This is a genomic window from Streptomyces sp. NPDC012825, assembly GCF_042900925.1.
In the GTDB taxonomy this organism is placed as follows: Bacteria; Actinomycetota; Actinomycetes; order Streptomycetales; family Streptomycetaceae; genus Streptomyces.
In genome coordinates, this window is sequence record NZ_JBIBBZ010000007.1 from 144529 (window position 1) to 166203 (window position 21675).

Consider the following 21675-nt stretch of genomic DNA (forward strand, 5'->3'; position numbering starts at 1 on the left):
GCGGGACGGCGGGCGGGGGGTACGACGCCTCCCCGCCCGCCGCCGGTTCATGGGCGGCCGCTCCGTGCGGGCGTGCCCCCCGGCTCCGGACGCCGCGCGCGGTTCACGGACCGGAGAAGGCGGCGTCGAAGGAGGCGGCCGGGGGGTCGAAGTCGTACCGCTTGAGGAAGGAGAGCGCCTCGGGGGCGCCGGTGAGCCGGTCCATGCCCGCGTCCTCCCACTCCACGGAGACCGGTCCGGCGTAGCCGATGGAGCGGAGCATCCGGAAGACGTCCTCCCAGGGCACGTCGCCGTGGCCCGCGGAGACGAAGTCCCAGCCGCGCCGGGGATCGCCCCAGGGCAGGTGGGAGCCGAGCCGTCCGTTGCGTCCGTCGAGCCGCTTGCGGGCCTCCTTGCAGTCCACGTGGTAGATCCGGTCGCGGAAGTCCCACAGGAAGCCGACCGGGTCGAGGTCCTGCCACACGAAGTGGCTCGGGTCGAAGTTCAGGCCGAAGGCGGGACGCCGGCCGATCGCCTCCAGGGCCCGCTGGGTGGTCCAGTAGTCGTAGGCGATCTCGCTGGGGTGCACCTCGTGGGCGAAGCGCACGCCCTCGGCGTCGAAGACGTCGAGGATCGGGTTCCAGCGCTCCGCGAAGTCCTCGAAGCCGCGCTCGACCATGCGCTCGGGGACCGGCGGGAACATCGCCACCAGGTGCCAGACGGAGGAGCCGGTGAAGCCGACGACGGTGTCGACGCCGAGCGCCGCCGCCGCCCGCGCGGTGTCCGCGAGCTCGCGGGCCGCCCGCCGCCGCACCCCCTCGGCGTCGCCGTCGCCCCAGATCCGGGCGGGCACGATCGCCCGGTGGCGCTCGTCGATCGGGTCGTCGCAGACGGCCTGCCCCACCAGGTGGTTGGAGACCGCCCAGCACTTCAGGCCGTACGCGTCGAGCAGTTCCCGCCTGCCCTTGACGTACGCCGGGTCGGCGAGGGCCTTGTCCACCTCGAAGTGGTCGCCCCAGCAGGCGAGTTCGAGGCCGTCGTAGCCGAAGTCGCGGGCGAGCCGGCAGACCTCCTCCAGGGGCAGGTCGGCCCACTGGCCGGTGAAGAGGGTGAAGGGTCGTGGCATGGGGTCTCCTCCTCAGACCTGTGCCCGCGCGCGCTCGGCCTCCGGCGCCGGGGCGAGCACGGGTACGGGCGTGTAGACGGCGTTCTTCGCCGCGCTCTCCTCCACCGCCGCCAGGACCCGCTGGACCTGGAGGCCGTCGGCGAAGGAGGGCGCGGGGGCGGTGCCGGTCGCGACGGCGTGGACCAGGTCGCGGGCCTGGTGGACGAAGGTGTGCTCGTAGCCGAGCGTGTGGCCGGGCGGCCACCAGCCCTCCAGGTAGGGGTGGCCGGGCTCGGTGACGAGGATGCGGCGGAAGCCGGCCGTGACGGCGGGCTCGGTGTGGTCGTGGAAGGACAGTTCGTTGAGCCGCTCCAGGTCGAAGGCGAGGGAGCCGTGCTCCCCGTCGATCTCCAGGCGCAGCGCGTTCTTGCGGCCGGGCGCCATCCGGCTCGCCTCGAACGTCGCGAGTGCCCCGGAGGCGAGCCGCCCGGTGAAGACGGCCGCGTCGTCGACCGTGACGGGCCCGCGCCCCCGGCCGCCGGACGCGCGCGGCCCGGCCGGGAGGGGGCGTTCCCGTACGAAGGTCTCGGTGAGCGCCGACACCCCGACGAGCGGCTCGCCCGCCAGGTACTGGGCGAGGTCCACGATGTGCGCCCCCAGGTCCCCGAGCGCCCCCGACCCGGCGCGCTCCCGCTCCAGGCGCCAGGTCAGCGGGAAGCCGGGGTCGACGAGCCAGTCCTGGAGGTACGTGACGCGGACGTGCCGCAGGGCGCCGAGCCGGCCCTCCGCGACGAGCCGGCGGGCGTGCGCGAGGGCCGGCACCCGGCGGTAGTTGAAGCCGACCATGGCGATCTGGCCCCGGGCGGCGGCGGCCTCGGCGGCGGCCGCCATCGCCTCGGCCTCGGCCACCGAGTTGGCGAGCGGCTTCTCGCACAGCACGTGCTTGCCGGCCTCCAGGGCGGCGACGGCGATCTCCGCGTGGCTGTCGCCCGGTGTGCAGACGTCGACGAGGTGGACGTCGTCGCGGGCGATCAGGGCCCGCCAGTCGGTCTCGGCGGCCGCCCAGCCGTGTCGGGCGGCCGCCGCGCGCACGGCGACGGGGTCACGGCCGGCCACCGCGGCGAGCACCGGCCGCAGCGGCAGGTCGAAGGCGCGGCCGGCCGTGCGCCAGCCCTGGGAGTGGGCGGCGCCCATGAAGGCGTAACCGATCAGGCCGATGCCGAGCGCCGGCGGGACCCTCTCGCTGTCGCTCTGTTCCATTGGTGTCCTCTCGCAGGCACCGGCCACGGCCGGTGGAGACGTCGGTTCCGTGGCGCGCCGGAAGCGGGCCCCGCCCGGACGGGAGCGGAGGGCCGACGGACCGCGGGGGCCCGTCCGGGCGGCGCTCGTGCCGGTCAGTTGAAGCCGGTGGGCAGGTACTGGTCGACGTTCTCCTTGGTGACGACGGCCGAGTAGAGGGTGATCGAGGCGGGGATCTCCAGCTCGGACAGGCCGCCGACGCCCTTCTTCCGACCGAGGGCGCGGGCGAGGTCGATCGCGGAGGCGGCCATGGTCGGCGGGTAGAGGACGGTGGCCTTGAGGACGCCGGAGTCGGCCTTGATGGCGTCCATGGCGGACTTGGCCCCGGCGCCGCCGACCATGAGGAAGTCCTTGCGGCCGGCCTGGGCGACGGCGCGCAGCGCACCGACGCCCTGGTCGTCGTCGTGGTTCCAGAGGGCGTCGAACTTCTGCTGCGCCTGGAGCAGTTGGGCCATCTTGGCCTGACCGGACTCGACGGTGAAGTCGGCGGCCTGGCGGGCGACCTTGCGGATGTTGGGGTAGTTCTTCAGGGCGTCGTCGAAGCCCTGGGTGCGCTGCTTGGTGAGCTCCAGGCTGTCCATGCCGGCGAGTTCGACGACGGTGGCGTTCGGCTTGTCCTTGAGCCGCTCGCCGATGAAGCGGCCCGCGTTGAGGCCCATGCCGTAGTTGTCGCCGCCGATCCAGCAGCGGTAGGCCTGCGGGGAGGCGAAGATCCGGTCGAGGTTGACGACGGGGATGCCGGCCCGCATGGCCTGGAGGCCGACCTGGGTGAGGGCCTTGCCGTCGGCAGGGAGGACGACGAGGACGTCGACCTTCTTGTTGATGAGGGTCTGGACCTGTCCGATCTGGGCGGCGGTGTCGTTGGAGCCCTCGGTGATCTCCAGGGTGACGTCGGAGTACGTCGCGGCGCGCCGCTTGGCGTTCTCGTTGATGGCGTTGAGCCAGCCGTGGTCGGCCTGCGGGCCGGCGAAGCCGATGGTGACGGGGGTGCCGTGCTTGTCGCCGTCTGCGGGGGCGGCGCTCCCGGCGGGGACCGTGCCGGTGTTACCGGGTTCGTTGCTGGTGCAGGCGGTGAGCAGGGCCCCGGCGGAGACGGCGGCGCCGCCGAGGAGGAGGTGTCTGCGGCTGGTTTCCGGCATGGCGGTGGATCCCTTCGAGCGGGTTTCGGGGGCGGCGAGTTGACGGAGTGTCAGGCGTCGCGGGCGGCGCGGCGCTGGACGAGGACGGCGGCGACGATGATCGCGCCCTTGGCGATCTGCTGGACGGCGCTCTCCAGGTTGTTCAGGGCGAAGATGTTGGTGATCGTGGTGAAGACGAGGACGCCGAGGACGGAGCCGACGATGGTGCCCCGGCCGCCGCTGAGGAGGGTGCCGCCGATGATGGCGGCGGCGATGGCGTCGAGCTCGTACAGGTTGCCGTTGGTGTTCTGGCCGGAGCCGGCGAGGACGATCAGCAGGAAGGCGGCGATGCCGCAGCACAGCCCGGAGAGCAGGTAGAGGTGGAGGCGCTGGCGGCGCACGTCGATGCCGGCGAGCCGGGCGGCCTCCGCGTTGCCGCCCACGGCCACCGTCCGGCGGCCGAAGGTGGTGCGGTCGAAGAGGAACCAGCCCGCGACGGTGACGGCGGCGAAGACGAGGACGAGCGGCGGGATCCCGAGGACGTAGGAGTCGGGGAGGCCCAGGTCGAGGACGGACTCGACGGTGACGATCTGGGTCCTGCCCTCGGTGATCTGGAGGGCGAGGCCGCGGGCGGAGGCGAACATCGCGAGGGTGGCGATGAAGGGGACCATCCCGCCGTACGCGACGAGGAGGCCGTTCACCAGGCCGCAGCCGAGGCCCACGACCACCGCCGTGAAGAGGATGCCGGCGAAGCCGAACTCCTGGGTCGCCACCGTGGTGGCCCAGACGGACGCCAGCGCCACGATGGCCCCGACCGACAGGTCGATGCCGCCGCTGGTGATGACGAAGGTCATGCCGACGGTGACGACGCCGATCACCGAGGCCTGGGTGAGGACGAGCTGAAGGTTGCTCGCGGCCAGGAACTCGTCGGGCCGGGTGAGGCCCCCGACGACCACCAGGGCGGCCAGGACGCCGAGCAGGGACAGGTTCCGCACGTCCGGGCGGAGGCCCAGGGGCCTCCGTGGGGCGGTCTTCCCGCCCGGCGGGGGAGTGAGGGGGGTGACCGGCGCGTCGTGTCCCGCCGGAGTGGTCGACTGCGTCATGCCGTCGGGCTTCCTTCCATCACGAGGTCGAGTACGCGGTGTTCGTCGAGCTCCCGGGCGTCGGCGGTGTGCACGACGGTCCCCTCGCGCAGCACGAGGACGCGGTCGGCGAGGCCCAGGACCTCGGGCACCTCGCTGGACACGAGGAGGACGGCGAGGCCCTCGTCGGCGAGCCGCCGGACGACGGCGTACAGCTCGGCGCGGGCGCCGACGTCGACCCCCCGGGTCGGCTCGTCGAGCAGCAGGACCTTGCAGCCGCGCAGGAGCCAGCGGGCGAGCACCGCCTTCTGCTGGTTGCCGCCGGACAGGGTCCGGATCCGGACGTCGGGATCGTCGGGCCGCAGGGACAGTTCGCGGGTGACCCGCCGGGCGTCCTCCCGTTCCCGCCGCCGGTCGAGCCGGCCGCCGCGCGAGAAGCGGGAGAGGGTGGAGAGGGTCACGTTCCGGGTGACGGACTCCATCGGCAGCAGCGCCTGCGCCTTGCGCTCCTCGGGGGCGAGGCCGACGCCGGCCCGGACGGCCGCGCGGACGCTGCCCGGCCGCAGGGGCACCCCGTCGACGAGGACGCGCCCGCCGGTCGGCCGGCGCGCGCCGTAGACCGTCTCCAGGATCTCGGAGCGCCCCGATCCGACGAGCCCGGCGAGACCGACGATCTCACCGGGACGCAGCTCCAGGTCGAGCGGGGCGAACTCGCCCTCCCTGGTGAGCCCTTCGACGCGCAGGACGGACGCGGCCGTGGCGGGGGCGGCCCGCCGGGGGCGCTCCGGGAAGACGTACTCGACGCTGCGGCCGGTCATCAGCGTGACGACCTCGTCGGTCGAGGTGGACTTCGCGGGCAGTCCGCCCGCGACGGTCCGGCCGTCCTTGAGGACGGTGACCCGGTCGCCGATCCGGCGGATCTCCTCCAGACGGTGGGAGATGTAGACGACGGCGACCCCCTCGGCGGTCAGGTCGGCGACGGTCCGGAACAGGTTGTCGACCTCTTCCGGGTCGAGGGCGGCGGACGGCTCGTCCATCACGATGAGGCGTACGTCGTGGGAGAGGGCGCGGGCCATGGAGACGATCTGCCGCTGGGCGGCGGAGAGTTCACCGGCCCGGCGCGCGGGATCGATCTCACCGTGGCCGAGACGCCCCAGCAGCCGCGCGGTGGCGGCGCGGGCGGTCCGTGCGCGGACGACGAAGCCCGCGGAGGCGGGTTCGTGGCCGAGGAAGACGTTCTCGGCGACGGACAGCCCCTCGACCAGGTCGAGTTCCTGGTAGATGGTGGCGATGCCGAGGCGCATGGCCGCGATCGGGGAGCCGGGCGTCACGTCCTGCCCGCGCCAGGTGATCGTGCCCCCGTCCGGCCGGTGGGCGCCGGCGAGGACCTTGATCAGGGTGGACTTGCCGGCGCCGTTCTGGCCGAGGACGCAGTGGACCTCTCCGGCCCGGACCTCCAGGTCGACGCCGTCGAGGGCGCGGACTCCGGGAAACGACTTCGTGATGCCGGACATGGTGAGCAGGGGCGGTTCTGGTGCCATGACGATTCCTCGGCTGGTGCGGGCCGTGAGCGGACAGGGCGGACGCGAGAACGGGGGCGTGACCGGGTGTTCCGAAGGAGGTGCGGTGCCGTGGCTTCGCGCGGGCGGCACGGCCGCGGGGGTGGGGGACGTACGGGGTGCAGGCGGTGCGAGCGGTACGGGACGTACGGGCGGTGCGAGCGGTACAGATGTGCGGGCGTACGGGGTACGGGCGGTGCGAGCGGTACGGGACGTGCGTGTGGCAGGTCGTACGGGTGCCCGTGGCGTGCGGCACCTCGCGGTGCTCACACGTGGGAGGCTGCGCGGTGTTCACGTACGGGGCACCACGCGGTGCTCACGTGCTCGGCGCCTTGCGGTGCCGGTGTACTGGGCGCCTCACGGTGCCGACGTGCTGGGTACCTCGCGGTACCGGTGTACTGGGCACCTCACGGTGCCGGTGTACTGGGCACCTCGCGGTGCCCGCCGGCCCGGATCAGGCCGGCGAGAACAGGTGGTCGCTGATGAGCCGGGCCGCGCCGGTCACGCCGGCGATCGATCCGAGCTCGCCCAGGACGATGGGCAGGTTCCTGGTCGCGAGGGGGAGGGAGCGCCGGTACACCTGGGTCCGCACGCTCGCGAGGAGCGTGTGCCCGAGTCCCGTCACCCCGCCTCCGATCACGACCATCCCCGGGTTGAAGAAGCTCACGAGGCCGGCGACGACCTGGCCGACGCGGTCACCGCCCGCCCGGATCAGGTCCAGGGCGGTGGCGTCCCCCGCCGCGGCGGCCGCGGACACGTCCGCCGCGGTCAGCGCGCCGGCGGCCTCCAGGCGGGTGGCGAGGGCGACCGAGCGTCCCTCGCGCGCCGCGTCCTCGGCGTCACGGGCGAGCGCCGCGCCACCGAAGTGGGCCTCCAGGCAGCCCCGGTTCCCGCAGCCGCAGGCCCGGCCCTCCGGGTCGACCTGGATGTGCCCGATGTCGCCGGCGCTGCCCGTCGTACCGCGGTGGACCTCTCCGTCGACGACGATGCCGCAGCCGATGCCGGTGCCGATCTTGACGTACAGGAAGTCGCCCACGGACCGGGCGACGCCCGCGTGCTGCTCGCCCATGGCCATCAGGTTGGCGTCGTTGTCGACCATCACCGGGCACCCCAGGTCCTGGCTGAGCGCCTCCCGGACGGGGAACCCGTCCCAGCCGGGCATGATCGGCGGGGCCACCGGGACGCCCTCGGGGAAGCGGACGGGGCCCGGCACGCCGATGCCCGCGCCGTCGAGCCCGTCCGTGAGCCCCGACGCCTTGAGCTTCCCGACCATCGACAGGACCTGCTCGAAGACCGCGACGGGGCCCTCGCGCACGTCCATGGAGTGGTTGAGGTGCCCCAGGACCTCCAGTTCGGCGTTGGTCACCGCGACGTCGATCGAGGTCGCGCCGATGTCGACGCCGAGAAAGCGCAGTCCGGGCGCGAGCCGGATGTTGTGCGAGCGGCGCCCGCCCCGGGAGGCGGCGAGCCCGTCCGCGACGACGAGGCCCGTCTCCAGGAGCCGGTCCACCTCGACCGCGAGCTTGGAGCGGGAGAGGTCGACCTGATCGCCGAGCTGAGCACGCGAGTTGGGGCCTCCGTCGCGCAACAGCCGGAGCAGGCGGGCCTGATGGGCGTTCGCGGGCCGGGCCGTCATGCGTCGCACGTCCCCTCCTCCCCTCTTCCGTGCCTCGTCCGTTCTTCGCTTTCGAGGGGAACGTAGCAGCGCTTCACCCGGAGGGGAAGAAGTTGCGCACAGTTCCACTGCGACTTCTTCCACGCGCAGGACAAAGGGGGAACGTGTGCGGGCCGCACGCGTTCCCCCTTCGTCACCTCGTCTCAGGTCAGGGAAGGGCCCACTTCTGTGCGCTCGTCCCGTTGCACGTCCACAACTGGACCTTCGTGCCGTTCGCCGTGGCGCCGTCGGCGACGTCCAGGCACTTGGCGGACTGCGGATTGCGCAGACTGCCGTCGGCCTGCGCCTGCCAGGTCTGGGCGCCCGATCCGTTGCAGGTCCACAGCTGGACCTTCGTACCGTCCGCCGAGCCGCCGCCCGAGACGTCCAGGCACTTGCCGAGCGCCTTCAGGATGCCGTCCCCGGCCACGGTCCACTGCTGGGCGCCGGTGCTGTTGCACCCCCACACCTGGATCTTCGTGCCGTCCGCGGTCTGGGAGTCGTCGACGTCCAGGCACTTGTTGCCGAGGCCCCGCACCTCTCCCGTGGGCACCCCGCCGGCCAGCCGGTTCAGCGTGTACCACGCCTCGGTGCTCCACAGGGACTCGCCGGTGGACGAGGTGAAGGGGCGCGGCGAGCGGACGTGCACCACCCGGTCGGCCTTGAGGCCGGGGACGGTCAGGGTGACCGTCTTCCGGTCGGCGGAGAGGGCGGCCGACTGCGCGGTGAGCGTCTCCTCGCCGATCTTCGGACCGCCGTAGTCGGCGGTCGGCGCGTAACGCCACTGCTTGATCCGGTAGTGCTCGGCCAGGTCGGTGGCCGTCTGCGTCGACAGCGGCTGGGTGTACTCCAGGGCGAAGCCGCCCGGCACGGCGCGCATGGCGCGGATGTCGAAGGCGTTGGCGCCGTTCGGCGACAGTTTCTGCAGGCCGAAGGCGAGTTTGCCCTCCTGGCCCCAGTTGCCGCCCGCGCCGAGCCCGCCCGCGTACAGCGCGCCGTCCGGGCCGACGCTGATCCGGGTCACGCCCGCCTCCAGGCCCTGGGTGAGCCGGAAGACCGCGCCCTGGTACTCGCCGCCGACCTTCTCCAGGAAGCCGCGCTGCACGCCGCCGTACGTCACGTCGCCGAACAGCATCTGCCCGGCGAACGGGCCGTCGGTCAACTGGAGCGGTGTGCTGGGCGAGTTGGCTATCTCGTTCTGCGGCAGCCAGAGCACCGGCCTGGTCACCGGCCGGGAGTCGAAGGGGCCGGCCGGGTTCATGTAGTGGTGGAAGAACCGGTCCTGCTTGATGTGCACCAGTTTCGACGAGGGCAGCCAGCCGCCCTGGTTGTCGGTGACGAAGAGGCCGCCCTCGGGGCCCCAGCCGATGCCGTTCGGGGTGCGCAGCCCGCCGGCCACGTACGAGACCTCACCGGTCTGCCGGTTCACCTTGATGGTGGTGCCGCGGTTCGGTGCGGGCTGCGGGTTCGTGGTCGCCCCGCCGTAATTGATGGCGACCGACAGGTTCAGGTAGAAGAACCCGTCCTTGTACAGCAGGCCGAAGGCGAACTCGTGGAAGTTGCCGCCGAAGGGCCAGGTCGCGACCCGCCGGTACTGGTCGGTGACCTCGTCGCCGTTGGTGTCGTTCAGCTCGGTCAGCTCGTGCTTCTGGGAGACGTAGAGCTTGCCGTCGACGTGTTTGACGCCCATCGGTTCCTTCAGGCCCGAGGCCACCTTCTTCACCGTCACCTTGTCCGGGCCGGTGTTCCCCGTGACGTTGCCGAGCAGGTAGACCTCGCCCGTGGTGTTGTTGCTGCCGCCCCAGGTGGTCACGGCCAGGCGGCCGTCCGGCAGCCAGTCCATCGCGGAGACCTGCGGCTCGAAGCCCTTGGGGCGGAGGTCGGTGAGGGTGTAGTTCGGGTGCACGCCGGTGAGCGGCAGGCCGTCGCCGGGCGTGTCCGCGATGCCCTCGCACTCCTTGCGGCCCGGTGCGGTCACGCGGACGACGTCGGCGTCCGTGCTCAGGGCCGAGTTCGGCACGACGCTGAAGCCGGTGGCGCCCGGCGGCTTCCAGGAGAGCGTGATCTGCTGGCCGCCGTCGCGCTCGAAGTGCTCGATGCGCAGCGCGTGGACGCCCGCCGTCAGGTTCACGGTCGCGTCCTTGGGGTCGGGACCGTGCAGGCCGTCGTGGTCGATCACCACCTGGTCGTCGATCAGGAGGCGGGAGCCGTCGTCGCTGGCGAGGCGGAGGGTGTGGCTGCCCCCCTGGGGGACGTTCAGGTTGCCGACGACATGGGTGACGAAGTGGGTCTCCAGGCCGAAGTCGGCGGCCGTGGACCAGTCGACCACCGGCATCAGCTTGTCGATGTTGGGGGTCTGCCCGGGTTTCAGCACGCAGAGGTTGTTCAGCGGGATCTGCACGTCGAAGACGCGGAGCGTGACTCCGGGCGTCTGCGGGGGGAGTGCGGCGGCGGAGCGGCCCTTCAGGGTCGCACCGGCCGGGACGGCGGAGCCCTTCACGCGGGCGGGCTTGTTCGTGTCGGTGGGATCGGGCGCGGGGCCCCGGGAGACCGGGGCGGCCGGCGCGGTGGGGGAGGGGGGAGCGGCCGGAGAGGCGGGGGAGACCGCCAGGACGGCGGTCAGGAAGGAGACGAGGAGTGTTCCGGCCAGGCGTCCGGCCGATCGGTGGGGGTACAGCCGTGGATGCACGTGACCTCCTGACGGTCCTTCAGGGCATGAAGGACTCGATCGGGCAAGTGGGGGATCCACCGCTGCCGGGACGCGTCGTCGGCCCGGACACGGAGGTGGTGCGGGCGGGACGGGACCGGGTCCGCGTCGCCGCGTCGGACACAGTAGGGACTTCTCCCGGCACCGTCCATGCTTTGTCCCCGTCGTGAATAAAGTGACGGAAACTCGCGCGCACCGGGTTACGGACTTCGACAAAGCCCGCTAACTTCCTTGAAATGAACCGGTCATGAGCTGCGGGCCGGTCCCTACGGCGTGACGGCGCACGCCCGTAGCCCCCTCGGCAGCACGCTGAGGCTGCCCCACCACCCCACCTCTGTCGGGAGACCTCTGTGCGCATGAGAACGCCCGGGCGCGGACGCGCCCGCTTCCTGCTGACCGCCGTGGCATGCACCCTCGGCTGTCTCCTGCCGGTGTCCCCGGCCAACTCCGCGCCCACGCACGGGGATCACGGCACGACGACCACAGCCGCGACCACGGCCAAAGCGACCGCCACTGCCGCAGCCGCCCCGGAGTTCCAGCAGGTCACGCTGGCCAAGGGCGTGGCCGAGACGGGCGAACCCATGACCCTGGCCGTGCTCCCGGACCGCTCGGTCCTGCACACCTCGCGCGACGGCACGCTCCGGCGCACCGACGCCGCGGGCACCACCACCGTGGCGGGCAGGCTCGACGTCTACAGCCACGACGAGGAGGGCCTGCAGGGCGTCGCGGCGGACCCGGGCTTCCCGTCCAACCGGCAGATCTACCTCTACTACGCGCCCAGGCTCACCACCCCGGGCGGAGACGCCCCCGCGGACGGCACGGCCGCCGACTTCACCCCGTACGACGGGGTCAACCGGCTGTCCCGGTTCGTCCTGAGGGCCGACGGCACCCTGGACCTCGCCAGCGAGAAGAAGATCCTGGACGTGCCCGCCTCCCGCGGCCTGTGCTGCCACGTCGGCGGCGACATCGACTTCGACGCGGCCGGCAACCTCTACCTGTCGACCGGCGACGACAGCAACCCCTTCGCCTCGGACGGCTTCACCCCGATCGACGAACGGGCGAACCGCAACCCCGCCTACGACGCCCAGCGCTCGGCCGGCAACACCAACGACCTGCGCGGCAAGGTCCTGCGGATCAAGGTGAACGCCGACGGCTCCTACACGATCCCCGCCGGCAACCTCTTCGCGCCCGGCACGGCGAGGACCCGTCCCGAGATCTACGCGATGGGCTTCCGCAACCCCTTCCGGATGAGCGTCGACAAGGCCACCGGCACCGTCTACCTGGGCGACTACGGCCCCGACTCCGGCACCGCGTCCCCCGCCCGGGGGCCGGAGGGCCAGGTCGAGTTCAACCGCATCACCAAGGCGGGCAACTACGGCTGGCCCTACTGCACCGGCAGGAACGACCCCTACACCGACTACGACTTCGCCACCGGCACCTCGGGAGCCGCCTTCAACTGCACCGCCCCGAAGAACACCTCCCCGCGCAACACCGGCCTCACCGACCTGCCGCCCGCCCAGCCCGCCTGGATCCCCTACAACGGCGGCTCCGTCCCCGAGTTCGGCGGCGGCTCCGAATCACCCATGGCCGGCCCCGTCTACCGCTACGACGCCGCCTCGACCTCCGACGTGAAGTTCCCCCAGGAGTACGACGGGGACTTCTTCGCCGGCGAGTTCGGCCGCCGGTGGATCAAGCGGATCGAGGCCGCCGGAGACGGCACCGTGCAGTCGATCAACCCCTTCCCCTGGAGCGGCACCCAGGTGATGGACACGGCCTTCGGCCCGGACGGCGCCCTGTACGTCCTCGACTACGGCACCGGATACTTCAACGGTGACGAGAACTCCGCCCTGTACCGGATCGAACACGTCACGGGCGGCCGCGCCCCGATCGCCCAGGCCCGCGCGAACGTCACCTCCGGCAGGGCGCCGCTGGCCGTCTCCTTCTCGTCGGCCGGCAGCTCCGACCCCGACGGCGACGCCCTCTCCTACGCCTGGACCTTCGGCGACGGCGCCACCGCCACCACCGCCGCCCCCTCCCACACGTACGCGGCCGACGGTCAGTACACGGCCACGCTCAAGGTCACCGACGGCACCGGAAAGTCGGCGACCGCCTCGGTCCCGATCACGGTCGGGAACACGGCCCCCACGGTCCGCCTCGACCTGCCCGCCGACGGAAGCGTCTACGACTTCGGCGCGGCGATCCCCTTCACGGTGACGGTGACCGACCCCGAGGACGGCACGATCGACTGCTCCAGGGTGAAGGTCACCTTCATCGTCGGACACGACAGCCACGGACACCCGCAGACCTCGGCCACCGGCTGCACGGGCACCCTGCGGACCCTCGCCGACGGGGAGCACGACCCCAACGCCAACATCTTCGGCGTCGTCGACGCCGAGTACACCGACAAGGGCGCCAACGGCCAGCCCGCGCTGACCGCGCACGACCAGCACGTCACCCAGCCCGGCCACCGCCAGGCCGAGCACTACGGAGAGTCCTCCGGGGTCCAGGTCGTCACCCACACCCCCGCGCACGGCGGCAGGACCGTCGGCCACATCGAGAACGGCGACTGGATCGCCTTCCGGCCGTACGCCCTGGCGAACGCCGAGCGGTTCACCGCCCGGATCTCCTCGGCGGGAACGGGCGGCACGATCGAGGTGCGCGCCGGGTCCCCGACCGGAACCCTCCTCGGCACGGTGGCCGCACCGGTCACCGGCGGCTGGGAGACCTTCCAGGACGTGAGCACCGCGCTCACCGATCGCCCCGCCGGCTCCACGGCCCTGTACCTCGTCTTCAAGGGCGGCACCGGTTCGCTGTTCGACGTGGACGAGTTCTCCCTCACGACCTCCGGTGGCGGCGCCCGCTCCGGCCCGGTGAAGGGCGTGAACGCCAAGTGCCTGGACGTCGACAACGCCGGCACCGCGGACGGTACGAGGATCCAGCTCTGGACCTGCAACGGCAGCACCGCCCAGAACTGGACGCTCCCCGGCGACGGCACCCTGCGGGCCCTCGGCAAGTGCCTGGACGTCTCGGGCGGCGCCACGGCCGACGGCACGAAGGTCCAGCTGTGGACCTGCAACGGAACCGCCGCCCAGACCTGGGCGCCCCAGGCCGACGGCACCGTCCGCAACCCGCAGTCCGGCAAGTGCCTGGACGCCTCGGGCGGCGTCTGGAACGACGGGACGGCCGTCCACCTGTGGACCTGCCACACCGGAACCAACCAGAAGTGGACCCTGCCGTAGCTCCCCGGCCACGTGGCTCCGCGACTGCGCGGCCCCACAGACAAGGAGACGACCGTTCCATGCGTACCCCCCTGAAGGCGGTCCTCGGCCTGCTGGCCGGCGCCGCGCTCTGCCTGACCCCCCAGACGGCGGCCCAGGCCGCGCCACCGGCACACCCCACGACCGCGACCGGCGGGGCCGCCGGGGCGCGCGCCGCCGCGGATCCGGCCTACAAGGTCCTCGTCTTCTCCAAGACGGCCGGCTTCCGGCACTCCTCGATCGCCCCCGGCATCGCGGCCCTGCGCGACCTCGGCACGGCGAACGGCTTCACCGTCGACGCCACCGAGGACGCCCAGGCCTTCACGACCGGCAACCTCGGCCAGTACGAGGCGGTCGTCTTCCTGTCGACCACCGGCGACGTCCTGAACGCCGCCCAGCAGACCGCGTTCGAGCAGTACGTACGGAGTGGCGGCGGATACGTCGGCATCCACGCCGCCGCCGACACCGAGTACGACTGGCCCTTCTACGAAGGCCTGGCCGGAGCCCTCTTCCACTCGCACCCGGCCGTCCAGTCCGCCACCGTCAGGGTCGAGGACCGGGCGCACGACGCCACCGCCCACCTGGGCGCCACCTGGCAGCGCACCGACGAGTGGTACAACTACCGCGCCAACCCGCGCTCCACCGCCCACGTCCTGGCCTCGCTCGACGAGACCAGCTACACGGGCGGGAACATGTCCGGCGACCACCCGATCGCCTGGTGCAAGGGCTACGAGGGCGGCCGGGCCTTCTACACCGGCGGCGGCCACACCGACGAGTCGTACGCCGAACCCGCCTTCCGACGCCACCTGTTGGGCGGGATCCGCTGGGCCGCCGGCACGACCGAGGCCGACTGCCGCCCGGAGACCGGCTACACGTCCCTCTTCGACGGCTCGTCCACCACCGGCTGGAAGCAGGCCGGCCCGGGCGGGTTCACCCTCGCGGACGGCACCCTCACCTCCCAGGGCGGTCTCGGCATGCTGTGGTACTCCGCCAAGGAGTTCACCGGCGACTACTCCCTCAAGCTCGACTGGAAGGCCGCGGGCGACGACAACTCCGGCGTCTTCCTCGGCTTCCCGGCCTCCGACGACCCCTGGTCCGCGGTGAACAACGGCTACGAGATCCAGATCGACGCCACCGACGCGGCCGACCGCACCACCGGAGCCGTCTACGGCTTCAAGTCCGCCGACGTCGCCGCCCGCGACGCCGCGCTGAACCCGCCCGGCGAGTGGAACACGTACGAACTCCGGGTCACCGGCGAACGCCTGGAGATCTTCCTGAACGGCACCAGGATCAACGACTTCACCAACACCGACCCGGTCCGCAGCCTGCGCCAGGGGCACATCGGCCTCCAGAACCACGGAACCGGCGACGACGTGTCCTTCCGCAACATCCGGATCAAGCAGAACGGCGGACAGCCCGGCCCCCGCACCGGCGAGGTCAAGGGCGTCAACGGCAAGTGCCTGGACGTCGACAACGCCGGGACCGCGGACGGCACGAAGATCCAGCTGTGGACCTGCAACGGCAGTGCCGCCCAGAAGTGGACGGTCGCGGCCGACGGCACGGTGAGGGCGCTCGGCAAGTGCCTGGACGTCTCGGGCGGCGGCAGCGCGGACGGTACGAAGGTCCAGCTGTGGACCTGCAACGGCACGGCCGCGCAGAAGTGGGCCCCCCAGGCCGACGGCACGGTCCGCAACCCGCAGTCGGCCAAGTGCCTCGACGCCTCGGGCGGCGTCTGGAACGACGGGACGGCCGTCCACCTGTGGACCTGCCACACCGGCCCCAACCAGAAGTGGACCCTGCCCTGACGGGGAGCGAGGTCCTGACGTGATCGCGGCCCCCGGTGACGCGTGTCTCCCACGCGCCGCCGGGGGCCGCGGCTCGCCGCACCGGCGCCCGCGTGCGGCCTCAGCGCCGCCGGGGAGACTTCCAGCCGCTCCGGCGGAGCTTGACGAGGACGAACACCCCGAGCAGCGCCCACACGCCCAGGAACGCCCACTTGAACCAGGGCGGACCGTCCCAGCGTTCCGCCAGCTGTACCGATTGGGCGTAGTAAGAGGTCATGGTCCGCGTGTGCCCACCCACCCGGACCCCGACACGCGCGCCCGCGCGACCACCGGTCTCGCCGCCGCACGGGGAGCGCCGGCGGCCGGCCGGTTCGCGAGGCTCTCAGAACTCCACGGCGTCGCGGATCAGCGGGCAGGTCATGCAGTGGCCGCCGCCGCGCCCCCGGCCGAGTTCGGCGCCGACGATGGTGATGACCTCCACCCCGGCCTCGCGCAGCAGGGCGTCGGTCTGGGTGTTGCGGTCGTAGGTGAAGACGACCCCCGGTTCGAGGGCGACGGCGTTGTTGCCGCTGTCCCACTGCTGGCGTTCGGAGGCGTACACGTCTCCGCCCGTCTCGATCACCCGGAGTCCGGGCAGCCCGAGGGCGCGGGCGACGACGTCGACGAAGGGGGTGGAGCCCTCGTCGGTGATCTCGACGCCGGGTGCCCTGTCGCTCGGCCGGAGGGAGAAGGCGTGGACGGCGTCCGTGATCCTCGGGTAGAGCGTGACGACGTCGCGGTCGGCGAAGGTGAACACGGTGTCGAGGTGCATGGCGGAGCGCAGCCTCGGCACGCCGGCGACGACCACGTACCGGGCGGCGCCGTTCTCGAAGAGGGCGCGGGCGACCTGCGTGATGGCCTGGCGCGAGGTGCGCTCGCTCATGCCCATGGGCGGGGCTGGTCGGGTACGGGTCCGCGGCTCTTCCCGTCGGGATCTCAGAGCTCGATCCAGCCGAGGGCGAGGGCGACGACGACCGTCTCGCGCCGGGTGGTGCGTCCCGCCGTTCCCTCCGCTCCGGGCCGCAGCGCGATCTTCACGGCGAAGGCGGCGGCCAGCGGGAACGGGATGAGGCTGAGGGCGCTCGTCAGGTCCAGGGCGAAGTTGAACGCGTCGTCCGAGAAGGCGGTGACGATCAGCACGACCTGACTGAGCGAGGTCGTCATCAGCAGGGCCGGGACGGGCACGTCGTCACCGCTCGCACGCCCGAGGAAGCGGGGCATGTCCTCGTCCTTCGCGGCGACGAAGAGCACCTCGGCGGCCATCAGGGTCCAGGCGAGGTAGGCGCCGAGGACGGAGACGACGAGGCCGACGCTGGCGAAGACCTTCCCCCAGGTGCCGACGGCGGCCTCCAGGACCCCCGCATGGAGGGCTGCCGGAGCTCCGCGATCTCGCCCATGGGCATGATTCCGTACGACAGGATGGTCACCGAGGCGAAGATCGCGAAGACGCTGAGGAAGCCGAGGACCGTGGCCCGGCCGACGTCCTCGCGACGCTTGGCGTGCCGGGAGCAGACGCTCGCGCCCTCGACGCCGAGGAAGACGAAGACGGTGGCGAGCATGGTGCCGCGGACCTGTTCGAACAGCGGGCCGGCGTAGCCGGCGCCGTCGAAGTTGTCGGCGAAGATGGCCGGTTCGAAGAAGAAGAGGGCCAGGACTACGAAGACGAGGATGGGGACGATCTTGGCGACGGTGACGACCCGGTTGATCGCGGCGGCTTCCCTCACCCCGCGGCGGACGAGCGGGAAGAAGCCCCAGAGGCCCGCCGAGGACAGCACGACGGCGAGCACGGTGTCACCGTCGCCGAGCGCCGGGGCGACGGCACCGACCGTCGACATGATGAGGACCCAGTGGGTCACGTTCCCGACGCAGGCACTGGCCCAGTGGCCGAAGGCGGAGAAGAAGCCGAGGTACTCACCGAAGCCGGCCTTGGCGTACGCGTAGACACCGGCGTCCAGGTCGGGGCGCCGGACCGCGAGTGTCTGGAAGACGAAGGCGAGCATCAGCATGCCGACGCCGGCGACCGTCCAGGCGATCAGGGCGCCGGCGACCCCGGTCTCCTGCGCGAACCGCCGTGGCGGGGAGAGCCGGCTCCGACCATCGAGCCCACGACCATGGCGGTGAGCGTCAGCAGGGTGAGCTTGGCCGTCGGCGGGTTCCCGCCGGTGGAGGGCCCGGCGTCGCCGCCGGTGTCCGCATGGCTCATGACGTACCTCGCTGGCGTGGGGGTCGGGACGGGGGAAGGGCGTGCCGAACGGCGGGAGGCCGCGCCCGGTACGACACCTCCGGTCCGGGCCCCGCGCACCGTCCGCTCGTGACAACGGGAACCTAGTCCGTATCGTGAGGATTCTCCCGGTACGGACGTCGTGTCGTCCGTACGAAAGGAAACGGGGGTGCTCCGGGCCACCGGTCACGCCCCTGCGGCCCGGTCGCCCCCGTCCGGCACGCCCGCGACGGGTTCTCCGCCCGGGCTCCCGGCCGACTCCGCGTGCGGCGAACGGCCGGTCCGCACGCGTCGACGGCGGGCGGCGCCGCGTTCCCGTTCGTCTACCGTTGCCGGGCAACCGGAAGCGACCTGGGGAGCAAGGACATGACCATCCTGAAGACCTACGCGCGCCTGTGGACCGACGACCTGGACCGTGCGCTGCCGCTCCTGGAGCAACTCACGGGCGAACGGCCCCACCTGCGGCTGACGTTCCACGAGGTCACCCTCGGGGCCATCGGCGACTTCCTGGTCATCGCGGGACCGGCCGAGGAACGCGCGAAGTACAGCCACGCCTCCGCCACCGTCGTCGTCGACGACCTCGACGCACTCCGGGAAACCCTGGAGGCCGCCGGCGCCACCCTCACCACCCCCGCGACCGACGGCCCCACCGGACGGTTCCTCTACGCCCGCCACGCGGACGGAGCGGGCGTCGAGTACGTCGAATGGAACGCGGAACTGCTCCGCGAACTCACCTCCGCGCCGGGGCTCCCGACGGAGTGACCTCCACTCCGCCCCGGAGGCGCGCGCCTCCGGGGCCGGGCGGACACCCCCGCCCTCGTCGGCACGCGTCCCGGCGCCCGGCGCGCCCGCTCAGCGCAGTGCCCCGGCGACCACGGAGGCGGCCCGGGCGACCAGCCGGTTGTCGGGCTCCGCCTCCCGGCCGGAGCGGGTCGACAGGATCGCCATCACGATCGGCGCCCCGTCCGGGGGCCAGACCACGGCCATGTCGTTGCGTCCGCCGTACGTCGTCGCCGTCCCCGTCTTGTCCCCGACCACCCACGTGCCGGGCACCCCGGCGCGGATGGTCTCGTCACCCGTCAGGTTGGTCTTCAGCCAGGTGGTGAGCCGCTCCCGCTCAGGGGCGCGCAGGACGTCACCGAGGACGAGGGCGCGCAGGTCGCCGGCGAGCGCCCGCGGTGAACTGGTGTCCCGGACCTCGCCCGGCCGCCAGTCGCCGAGCTCCGGCTCGATCCGGTCCATCCGGGTCACGTCGTCGCCGATCGACCGCAGCACGGCCTGGAGGCCCTTCGGGCCGCCCAGCTCCTCGAAGAGCAGATTGCCCGCCGTGTTGTCGCTGTGGCGGACGGCGGCGTCGGCGAGGGCGTCCAGAGTCATCCCCGTGTCGACGTGCTTCTCGGTGACCGGCGAGGGGTCGACCAGCTCGTCCCTCGTGTAGCGCACGACGCGCTCCATGCCGCTCAACCCCTCCTCGCGCAGCACGGCGCCGGCGGCCAGGGCCTTGAAGGTGGACGCGTAGGGGAACCGCTCGCCGTCCCGGTAGGCGATCTCGCGGCCGGTGCCGGTGTCGACCGCGTAGACACCGAGGCGGGCGTCGAACGCGTCCTCCAGGGCGCGGAACTCACGTCGGTGGGACGCGCCGGCCGCGTCCGGACCGGACGTCGTCCCGGCGAAGGACACGGTGGAAGTGGGCGGGGAGGCTTGCGCCTTCGGTTCGGCGCAGGCGGTCAGCGGGACGAGGACGAGCGCGGCGGCGAATCCCGTGAGGGCGCGCCCGACGCGGATGGGCTGCATGGTCAGGACCTCCGGTGCGCCCCGGGCAGGGGCGCGTAGGGGCCGGTCCCGTACGGCACCGGCCCGGTGCGTGTCATGAGTGCCCGACCACATTCGCCCGCCACCGCCATGCGGTCCAATGCCGCCACGCGCCGTTCCATGCGGAATCGGCATGGAACACGGTGGCGCATAGGGTGCGGGGTGTGGATCTGGTGGCAGCGAGTCGAGCCTTCGTCAGCGTCGGTGAACACGGCGGTTTCACCGTCGGAGCGGCCGCGGCCGGCATGTCCCAGCCGGTGGCCAGCCGCCGCGTCGCCGCGCTGGAGGAGCACGTGGGCGAGCGGCTCTTCGAACGCACGTCGCGCCGCGCGGTGCTCACCCCGTTCGGCCGTGACCTGCTGCCGTCGGCGCGGGCCCTGGTGCGCGCCGCCGACGTCCTGCTCCACGAGGCCGAGACCGCACGGCGCAGGCCCTGGCGGATCGCGGTGCCCGCCGTCTGCGGCACGGCGGCGCTGGCGCGCCTCGTCGCCGACGCCCGGACCCTCGGGATCGCCCTCGACCTGCGGATCGAGCCGCCCGCCGAACGCCGGGACCTGGTACGGACCCGGCAGGTGCGGGCCGCGGTGCTGGCGGTGCCGTCCGACGAGGCGGTCTGGTCGGTGCCGCTGGGCGTCGCCACGGCCGCGGACCCCGGCACGCGCCGCGTCTGGCTGGAGACCCTGCGGATCGGCCGGACCGGCCGGGGCCCGGCGCGGAGGCTGTGGATCCAGCCCGAGGACGACGTGCCGCACGTCCGCGACCCGCTGGCACGGCTGCGGGACGCGGTCGGACTGCGCCCCGCCCAGTTCGCCGCGGCGACCGACCTGACGGACGCGGTGGCCGAAGTGCTGTACGGGGAGGACCTGCTGCTCTGCTCGCCCGCGCAGGCCGCCGGGCTCGGTCTGCACTGGCGCCCGCTCGGCGAACTGTCCCCGGTCCGGGGGTTCGCGCTCTGCGCGGCGGACGGCGGCGACCCGGCCGGAACGGCCAGCCGCCTGGGCCGCGCCCTCGCCCGCTGCCTGGGCGCGGACGGGCCCCCGGCGGGGGACGGAGCCGGCGACGAGAACACGGACACGGATACGGACACGGGCGGGGAACGGAAGGCGGGCACGTGCGTACCGACACGCTGATCGACGAGGTGGAGCGGCGGCTGGGGGACGGCGGACTGCGGGGCTGCCTCCTGGTGCGCGACCTGCGCACCGGCGAGGAGATCGGCATCGACCCGGACACCGTCCTCCCCTCGGCCTCCCTGGTCAAGGTCCCCCTGGCGGTGGCGACCCTCGAACGCATCCGGCGCGGCGAACTCGACGGCGCCACCCCGATCGAGGTCGCCCCGGGACGCAGCACCGTCCCCGGGCCCACCGGTCTGACCCGCTTCCGCCACCCCGCGCGGATCGCCGTCGACGACCTGCTCTACCTGAGCACCTGCCTGAGCGACGAGCGGGCCGCCGACACCCTCTTCGGCCTCACCCCGCCCGCGCGGGTCACTTCGCTGCTGCGGGAGTTCAACGTCCACGGCATCTCCGTGCGCCACACCGTCGACGAACTCAGCGACACCCCCGTCGAACGCTTCGACACCGCCCAGGCGCACCTCGCGCACGCGCTGGCCATCGACGCCGGCACCGGCGGACGCGGTCACCGGGTGCCGCAGCTCGACACGACACGCGCCAACACCGGCAGCGCCAGGGCATGGGTCGACCTGCTCCAGGAGCTCTGGGCGCCCACGGCCCTCCACCCCGGGGTCGCGGAAGCGGTGCGCGGACTGATGCTGCACAACATGCTCCGCCAGCGCCTCACCCCGGACTTCGCCTCGGACGCGACCACCTGGTGGTCCAAGACCGGCACCCTGCTCAACCTCCGGCACGAGATCGGCGTGGTGGAACACACCGACGGCGGCGCCTACGCCGTCGCGGCGCTCACCGAATCCCTGGTCCCGGCCGCCGTCCAGCCCGGCGCGGACGCGCTGATGGGCGAGGCGGCCCGGACACTGCGCGACCACCTGCGGCACGTCTGACGTCCCGAACCGCCGGGCCGCGTCCTGCCCGGTCCCGATGCGCCG

General features: G+C 72.8%; 14 protein-coding genes and 2 pseudogenes. 5 read left to right on the forward strand and 11 right to left on the reverse strand.

Translation table 11 applies throughout. The features are described 5' to 3' along the window. Positions 1-103: 103 nt before the first annotated feature. The 7 genes from ACFY7E_RS18005 to ACFY7E_RS18035 form a co-directional block, all read right to left on the reverse strand. Entirely contained in the window at positions 104-1105 is a 1002-nt protein-coding gene (locus ACFY7E_RS18005; RefSeq protein WP_389485906.1) for a sugar phosphate isomerase/epimerase family protein, read from the reverse strand. 12 nt (positions 1106-1117) lie between these two features. After that, complete coding sequence (locus ACFY7E_RS18010; protein WP_389485908.1) at positions 1118-2344, reverse strand: Gfo/Idh/MocA family protein; 1227 nt, start codon at positions 2342-2344, stop codon at positions 1118-1120. Between the two features lie 134 nt (positions 2345-2478). Next, positions 2479-3522, reverse strand: a complete 1044-nt coding sequence (locus ACFY7E_RS18015) for a substrate-binding domain-containing protein (RefSeq protein ID WP_389485910.1) — start codon at positions 3520-3522, stop codon at positions 2479-2481. 50 nt (positions 3523-3572) lie between these two features. Then, a complete protein-coding gene (locus ACFY7E_RS18020) occupies positions 3573-4604 on the reverse strand; it encodes an ABC transporter permease (RefSeq protein WP_389485912.1) in 1032 nt (343 codons plus the stop codon). Continuing rightward, entirely contained in the window at positions 4601-6124 is a 1524-nt protein-coding gene (locus tag ACFY7E_RS18025) for a sugar ABC transporter ATP-binding protein (protein WP_389485914.1), read from the reverse strand. Before ACFY7E_RS18025 ends, ACFY7E_RS18020 begins: the two co-directional genes overlap by 4 nt. A gap of 472 nt (positions 6125-6596) precedes the next feature. Then, positions 6597-7778, reverse strand: coding sequence for an ROK family protein (locus tag ACFY7E_RS18030; RefSeq protein WP_389486131.1), 1182 nt, complete (start codon positions 7776-7778; stop codon positions 6597-6599). A 187-nt stretch (positions 7779-7965) separates the two neighbouring features. Continuing rightward, entirely contained in the window at positions 7966-10296 is a 2331-nt protein-coding gene (locus ACFY7E_RS18035; protein ID WP_389486133.1) for a ricin-type beta-trefoil lectin domain protein, read from the reverse strand. A 563-nt stretch (positions 10297-10859) separates the two neighbouring features. On the opposite strand from ACFY7E_RS18035, the gene ACFY7E_RS18040 reads away from it, so the two are divergent. Both ACFY7E_RS18040 and ACFY7E_RS18045 read left to right on the forward strand, forming a co-directional pair. Continuing rightward, the gene (locus ACFY7E_RS18040) at positions 10860-13742 is read left to right on the forward strand and encodes a PQQ-dependent sugar dehydrogenase (RefSeq protein ID WP_389485916.1); all 2883 of its coding nucleotides are present in this window, start codon (positions 10860-10862) and stop codon (positions 13740-13742) included. 59 nt (positions 13743-13801) lie between these two features. Continuing rightward, the gene (locus ACFY7E_RS18045) at positions 13802-15565 is read left to right on the forward strand and encodes a ThuA domain-containing protein (protein WP_389485918.1); all 1764 of its coding nucleotides are present in this window, start codon (positions 13802-13804) and stop codon (positions 15563-15565) included. A gap of 100 nt (positions 15566-15665) precedes the next feature. Here the strand turns inward: ACFY7E_RS18045 and ACFY7E_RS18050 are convergent, their stop codons facing one another. The 3 genes and pseudogenes from ACFY7E_RS18050 to ACFY7E_RS18060 form a co-directional block, all read right to left on the reverse strand. Beyond that, entirely contained in the window at positions 15666-15821 is a 156-nt protein-coding gene (locus tag ACFY7E_RS18050) for a hypothetical protein (protein ID WP_389485920.1), read from the reverse strand. A 105-nt stretch (positions 15822-15926) separates the two neighbouring features. Then, positions 15927-16472: pseudogene (locus ACFY7E_RS18055) on the reverse strand (arginine deiminase family protein); the annotation flags it as partial. 68 nt (positions 16473-16540) lie between these two features. Further along, positions 16541-17786: pseudogene (locus tag ACFY7E_RS18060) on the reverse strand (basic amino acid/polyamine antiporter); the annotation flags it as partial. Positions 17787-18170: 384 nt separating this feature from the next. Here ACFY7E_RS18060 and ACFY7E_RS18065 point away from each other — a divergent pair. After that, the gene (locus tag ACFY7E_RS18065; protein ID WP_389485922.1) at positions 18171-18566 is read left to right on the forward strand and encodes a VOC family protein; all 396 of its coding nucleotides are present in this window, start codon (positions 18171-18173) and stop codon (positions 18564-18566) included. A 90-nt stretch (positions 18567-18656) separates the two neighbouring features. Here the strand turns inward: ACFY7E_RS18065 and bla are convergent, their stop codons facing one another. Beyond that, on the reverse strand, positions 18657-19604 hold the full coding sequence (gene bla / locus ACFY7E_RS18070; protein ID WP_389486135.1) for a class A beta-lactamase: 948 nt from the start codon (positions 19602-19604) through the stop codon (positions 18657-18659). A gap of 176 nt (positions 19605-19780) precedes the next feature. Here bla and ACFY7E_RS18075 point away from each other — a divergent pair, with 176 nt between their 5' ends. Then, entirely contained in the window at positions 19781-20746 is a 966-nt protein-coding gene (locus ACFY7E_RS18075; RefSeq protein WP_389485924.1) for a LysR family transcriptional regulator, read from the forward strand. Then, positions 20728-21630, forward strand: a complete 903-nt coding sequence (locus ACFY7E_RS18080) for a serine hydrolase (RefSeq protein WP_389485926.1) — start codon at positions 20728-20730, stop codon at positions 21628-21630. Before ACFY7E_RS18075 ends, ACFY7E_RS18080 begins: the two co-directional genes overlap by 19 nt. The last annotated feature ends 45 nt before the right edge of the window (positions 21631-21675 follow it).